Here is a 6,173-nt window from a genome sequence, read left to right on the forward strand (position 1 = left end):
GGTCGTCTCAGCGGATGAGCGCTTCATCCTCGCCCCCGGGATTGATCTCGATCTCGCCCCGCCCCGCCATCTCCATGGCGAGATCGGTGATGCTCCGGCGCGCCTCCAGAACGTCCTTCTGCGCCGCCGGCTCGCCGCCGTTCAGCTCGTGCTCGACCATGCGGCGGACGCGGGCCGAGAGAGCACCGAGGATCACACCGCGGAACTCCGCGTCCGTGCCCTTCAGCGCGAGCACGAGGCGGTCGTTCGGAACTGCGTCGAACAGGGTGGTGCGGGCCCGCGGCGCGAGCTTGACGATGTCGTCGAAGGTGAAGAGCAGGCCCTTCAGGGTCTCGACCGATTTCGGCCGCGTCTCGGCCAGGCTCGAGAGCACGTCGTCCATCTGGGCGCGGTCCATCTTGTTGATGATGTCGGCCATCTTGGCGTGCGTGTCGGCGCCGGAATTGCGCGAGCCGTTGATCATGAAATCCTCGTGCAGGGTCTTCTCGACGCTCTGCAGGATCTCGTCGATGATCGGCTTGAAGCTCAGCATCCGCCGCATCACCGTGTTGCGCAGAGGGCCGGGCAGGTGGCCCATGACCTTGGCGGCGGTGGCGGGCTTGACGCGGGACAGGATGAGCGCCGCCGTCTGCGGGTGCTCCTTGACGAGGTAGCTCGCGAGCACGCTCTCCGAGACCGTGCCCATCCGCTCCCAGACCGAACGGGCGGCGTTGCCGCGCACCTCGGCCAGGATATCGGCGATCTGGTCGGCCGGGAGGAGCCCCGTGAGGAGCTTCTCGACCTCCTGCGCGGTGCCGACGAGGCTCGCGCCGTTCGAGAACTCTTCCGAGAAGATCTCGACCACGTCGTCAAGCTGGTTCGGACTCACCGCACCGAGATGCATGGCCGAGCGGGTGATACGCTTGAGCTCGTCCGGCTCGAAATACTTCAGCAGGCGCCCGGCCGCCGGCTTGCCCATGGCGAGCAGCAGCGTCGCGACCTGATCGACCGGGTTGAGCGGCCGCGGGCCGCGCACCGCCGGAGGGGGCGCAACCACCGTCGCCGCCTCAGCCGTTCTGGTCGGAATCGGCGGGGCCGACGACCTCGGTCAGCGAGACGCCGAAGCGGGAATTGTCCTCCTCGACGATGACGATCTCGCCCCGCGCGATCACCCGGCCGTTGACCATCACGTCGACGGGCTCGCCGACCCGGTGGTCGAGGGGGACGATGGCGCCGCGCCCGAGCTTCATCAGATTCGCGACCGGCATCGTCGCGGAGCCGAGCACCACCTGCACGAGGACGGGGATCCGCAATATCGAATCGAAATTGCGGCCGTCGCCGACCTGCGGACCCGCGACGGGGGCGGTGTCGGGAAAGGGGCTGCTGCTCATCGGGGGCTCGGGGTCGCGGCCTGGGGTCGGATCACGGGTCTAGCGAGGCTGGCTGGCCCGAGGCTGTCGCGGCTCCTCACACCCCACCCTCGCCGCGCGCGGCGAGGAGGGCGCGACGGGACGCCTCCAACTCGGCCAGCGCGCCGCGCGCCTCTTCGATCTTGAGGCTCAGGGCCTCGAGCACCTCGCGTCCCTCGCTCGCGAAGCTCCGCACCGCGTCGCCCGCGCTCACGAGCGCGTCGCCGGACTGGGCCATGGCTCGGCCGTAGGCGGCCTGGGCCCGGTCCAGCCGCTTCAGCTTGAGGTACATCGGCACCACGCAGGCGCTGGTGCCGACGAGGGCCGTGAGCAGGACGCCGTCAATCCAGGAGGCCATGCACGCCCTCGTCCTTGTCCTGATTGATCACTTCGTCGACCCGCAGCACGTAGGCGCCCTGCGACTGGCCCGCGTGGCACCAGAACAGCGGACGGTCGTTGCCCTCGAGCTTGATCCGGGTGGAGGGGGTCGCGTCGAGGGCGATCACCTGGCCGACTTTGAGGCCGGCGATCTCGCCGAGCGTCAGGTGGCGCTCCTCCAGCACCGCGCGCAGGTGCACCTCGGTCTTCTGCACCTCGGCGGCGATCTGCTGCGTCCAGCGCGGGTCGCGGGCCGCGGATTCCCCGGTCAGCACCTTGGCGAGGCCCGGCCGCAGTGGGTTGAGCACCGTCTGCGGGATCACGAGGAACATCTCGCCGCCGCGGTTCAGCGCCTGGAGCAGGAACTTCGCCTGCACCGCCTTGTTGCCGCGCCGCCCGATGACGGCGAATTCCATGCGGGTCTCCATCCGCTCCAGGCGGAACGGGGTCCGCGAGACGAGGCCGAAGGAGGATTCGAGGGCCTTGCCGACCTGCTCGAAGATCATCCGGGCGATGGTCAGCTCGATCGCCGAGAAGGTCCGCTCGTCCTCGACCGGCTGTTCCGAGCCGTCGGCCCCGAACAGGACTTCGACCATCGTGAAGATGAAGTCCCGGTCGAACCCGACGAGGACGTGCCCGTCCCATTCGGGGGCGTGGAAGATGCCCACGACCGCATTGGCGTCGTAGGCGTCCAGGAACTCGCCGAAGCGCCCACCTTCGACGCCCGAGAGCGAGTAGAAGATCGTCGAGGCGGCGAGGTGCTTCAGCGCGTCGCCGCAGGCGGTGGCGAGCCGGTCGAAGATGACGTGGAGCATCGGCAGCCTGTCGAGGGACAGGCCGGCCGCCTCCTGGATGCGGGCGCGGATGTCGACGGGAGGCGGGGCCGTGCTCTCGGCGGGCGCGTCCATCTCAGGCCGCCTCCGCCCGGGCGCCGGGAACGGTGGCTGCCTCGACCTCGTCGATGGTCGGCCGGTCGGCCCCCGCGATGCCCTTGCGCCCGTGCTCCACCGCGACCTGGGGCAGGGCCCCGTTCATGTAGGCGATCAGGCTCTGCTTGACGATGGTGAAGACCGCGCATTGCTTCTCGCGGACGCCCTTGATCTTGATGGCGAGGGGGGCGAGCACGCCGTAGGAAGCGAAGACGCCGAAGAAGGTGCCCACGAGCGCGGCGCCGATGAGCCCGCCGAGGATCTGCGGAGATTGGTCGAGGGCCCCCATCGCCTTCACGATGCCGAGCACCGCCGCGACGATGCCGAGGGCGGGCAGCGCCTCGGCCACCGTGTTCACCGCGCCGTACGGCTTCAGCGCGCTCTTCCTGTGGGTGCCGATCTCCTCCTCCATCAGCGCCTCGATCTCGTGCGAGCGGGCGTTGCCGATCAGGATCAGGCGGCAATAGTCACAGATGAACAGCACCAGATCCTGGTTCTTGGTGATGTCCGGATAGTTCTTGAAGATCTCGGAATTGCCCGGATCGTCGAAATGCGTCTCGACCTCGTTGCGGGGCTTGGTCTTCAACTCGCGCATCAGGGCGTGCAGGAGGCCGAGCAGCGCGAGGTAGTCCTTGCGCTTCGGCACCTTGTCGGTGACCGCCTCCAGGGTCGCCTTGCCGGAATCGACCACGGTCTTCATCGGGTTGGCCATCACGAGGGTCCCGGCCGCCATGCCGCCGATGATGACGAATTCCCAGGGCTGCCAGATCACGATCAGGTGGCCGCCCATGGCGACGAAGCCGCCGAGCATGCAGCCGATCGCGATGACGAGGCCGATGAAGACGCCCAAGATTCCCCCGCGTCGCGACGCCGTGCGGACGAGGCCGCCGTCCGGGAGGGATTAGGCGCTATGGCTTGCGCGGGGCTTTGATCGCGCGGAGGCGCCCGCTCCTCCCGCGGGCGCCGTCGGTCGTCGTCACCGGTCGAGGGGGGGAAGGGCCGTGGCGACCGGGCTTGCGGGCGGCAGCGGGAAGCTGACCTTGCAGCGCTGGCCGCCCGGAAGCTTGTGGCCCGGGTTCGGCAGCTCCAGGCGCACTCCGAACGTGCCGCTCGCCGCGTCGAAGACGTGGTCCACCACCGTCACCTTCGCTTGGTAGCTGCCACCGATCGGCTCGTCGAGCACCACCGTCGCCGCTTGGCCAAGCCCCACCTCGCCCCAGCGCGGTACCGGCAGGTAGGCCTCCACGTAGAGCGGGTCGAGCTGCACCAGGGTGTAGATCGCGCTGTCCTGGCGCGCGAACTCGCCCGCCGCCATCAGCCGCTCGGTCACGAGACCGGTGATCGGGCTGCGGATCAGCCGCAGCTCCAGCTGCGCCTGCGCCCGCTGCAGCTCGATTCCCGCGAGGTCGTGCTTGAGGATCTCGGTCTGCAGATCGCGCTTGCCGATCTCGTAATCGGCCTCGACCTGATCGAGCTTCTCCTGCGTGACGATGCCCTTGGCGAGTTGGCTCTGCCGGTCCTGGCGGCGCTTGTACAGCTCGACCCGGGTGCGCTGCGCCTCGATGCCGGCGGAGGACTCGGCCTGGGCCTTGGCCAGCGCTACGTTGGCCTCCTCGACGCTGGCGTCGAGGCGGGCGATGACGTCGCCGGCCTTGACGGTGTCGCCGCGATTGACCGGCACGCTCTTGAGGATGCCGACGGTGGCGCTGCCGATTTTGAGCTTCTGGGCGGGCTCGACCACGCAATCGACCTTGAGGCCCGCGACCTTCGGGGCCGGCGCGGCGCCCGCGCCGAGCGGCGCCGCGAGAAGGAGCAGCCCTGAGAGGAGCGGCAGGCTGGGGCGTCTCATCGAGTGGTCCTCGTTCTCATCGCCGGCGATGCGGTCGCCGCTCCGGTCATCGTTTTGGTTCAGGGGATCCAGTGCCAGAGGGTGAGGCGGGCCCAGTCGACGAGGGGGCGGGCCCAGATCCAGACCAGCAGGCGCCGCTCCACATCGACCTTGGCAATCCCCTCCATGCCCGGCCGCAGCCGCGTCGAACCCTGCGTGATCCGACCCTCCACCCGGAACAGGTTGCGCCCGTTGCGCGCCTCCGCCACCGGCGTGATCGTCTGCACCGTCAGCGCCTGCGGCTCCTCCGGCAGCGAGGAGGCCAGCATCTGGCCCCGCTGCCCCGCCCGAAGATCCGCAATCAGCCGCTCGTCCACGCTCAGAACCACCCGGTAGGCGTCCAGGGGCGCGATCTCGAACAGAACCTGACCCCGGCCGATCGCCCCGCCAATCGCCTGCGACAGGTCCCCCGACACGATCAGCCCGTCGAACGGCGCCACGCCGCGCCCGCGCCAGCTGCTCGTCCAGAAGCCGGATCTGCGCCTCCGCCTGCTCGATCTGGCTCTTGACCACGTTGATCGTCGCCGGCTGGCGCGTCGCCAGCGCCTTGTCGTACTCGTAGGTCCGCTGCTGCCGCTCCGTCACCCAGCGCAGACGCTCCAGCGCCAGGTCCCGGTCCTCCAGGCTCGCCAGGAGATCCCCCTGCCGCACCGTGTCGCCCGCCCGCACCTGCGCCGCCTTCAGGTAGCCGTCGTAGGACGCCACCACCGAGCGCCGCACCAAGCCCTCCACCCGCGCATCCGCCGTCACCCGGTACTCCGCCTCCACCAGCGACAGCGCCAGGGCCAGCACCCCCAGCCCCGCCAGCGCCAGCTTCAGCCCCGTCCGGTTCGGGCCCACGATCCGCCGCGCCAGCCCCGCCGCCGCGTCGCCCGCCTTGACCACCAGCCAGCGGTCGTTCTGCCGCTTCGCCTCGAGCACCGGCCCCACCGCCGCGCAGGTCGCCGCGATCAGCCCGATCGTCTCGGGCAGGAACGGCCGCTCGCCCGGGCGCTCCAGCGTCACCGCCCCCACGAAGCGGTCCTCGACCAGGAGCGGCACGCTCAGCACCCGCCCGTCATGCTGCAGCCGCGCCAGCTCCGCATGCGCCGTGGTGACGAAGCCCTCCCCCGGCGGCGGCGGGAACAGGATCAGGCTGCGCTGGTCCACCGCCTCGTTCATGCAGGCCCCGAGCCGGCGCACCAGGTTCATCTCGCGCCCGAACTGGGCCGTGTGCGAGATGCCCGCGATCCGCGCCACGCCCCGGCGCAGGAAGCCGATCGCCACCCGCTGGCAGGAAAACGCGATCGCCAGATCGGTCGCCGCCGCCATGCAGGCGGCGCGGAAGCGCGCCTGCTCCAGCACGCCCGCCAGCAGGTCGAGGGCGGCCCGGGCCCGGGCCAGACCCTGCCGCTCCTCCCGCGCGCGCGCCTCGCCGCGCTTGGCCACCAGCCAGGCCGCGCCCCACTGCACCTGCCGGATCGCGCCGCGCCACTCGTCCCGCTCGCGGGCGGGCAGGGCGAAGGCGGCCACCGCGAAGGCGGCGCCCTCGGCCGAGAGCGGCAGGGCCAGCACGGCGCGGGGCGGGCCCTCCTCGGCCTCCTGCACCAC

The 6,173-nt window shown here is 70.6% G+C and carries 6 protein-coding genes; all 6 read right to left on the reverse strand.

Translation table 11 applies throughout. The annotated features are described in order from the left end of the window. Nucleotides 1–7 precede the first annotated feature (7 nt). Nucleotides 8–1,036 carry a flagellar motor switch protein FliG gene (locus E1J50_RS17745; RefSeq protein WP_132255169.1) on the reverse strand — a complete coding sequence of 343 codons (1,029 nt, stop codon included), beginning with the start codon at nucleotides 1,034–1,036 and terminating at the stop codon, nucleotides 8–10. 10 nt (nucleotides 1,037–1,046) lie between these two features. Beyond that, nucleotides 1,047–1,370: a flagellar motor switch protein FliN gene (gene fliN, locus E1J50_RS17750; RefSeq protein ID WP_132255170.1), complete on the reverse strand. Its 324-nt coding sequence runs from the start codon at nucleotides 1,368–1,370 to the stop codon at nucleotides 1,047–1,049. Nucleotides 1,371–1,446: 76 nt separating this feature from the next. After that, the gene (locus E1J50_RS17755; protein ID WP_132255171.1) at nucleotides 1,447–1,746 is read right to left on the reverse strand and encodes a hypothetical protein; all 300 of its coding nucleotides are present in this window, start codon (nucleotides 1,744–1,746) and stop codon (nucleotides 1,447–1,449) included. Further along, nucleotides 1,730–2,674 (reverse strand): flagellar motor switch protein FliM, encoded by a 945-nt coding sequence (locus E1J50_RS17760; protein WP_132255172.1) that lies wholly within the window; start codon nucleotides 2,672–2,674, stop codon nucleotides 1,730–1,732. Before E1J50_RS17760 ends, E1J50_RS17755 begins: the two co-directional genes overlap by 17 nt. Before the next feature lies 1 nt (nucleotide 2,675). Then, on the reverse strand, nucleotides 2,676–3,545 hold the full coding sequence (motA, locus tag E1J50_RS17765; protein ID WP_132255173.1) for a flagellar motor stator protein MotA: 870 nt from the start codon (nucleotides 3,543–3,545) through the stop codon (nucleotides 2,676–2,678). Between the two features lie 126 nt (nucleotides 3,546–3,671). Next, on the reverse strand, nucleotides 3,672–6,173 hold a 2,502-nt coding region (locus tag E1J50_RS28600), incomplete at its 5' end, for an efflux RND transporter periplasmic adaptor subunit (protein ID WP_483466579.1).

The sequence above is a fragment of the Methylobacterium segetis genome (genome assembly GCF_004348265.1).
Classification (GTDB): domain Bacteria; phylum Pseudomonadota; class Alphaproteobacteria; order Rhizobiales; family Beijerinckiaceae; genus Methylobacterium; species Methylobacterium segetis.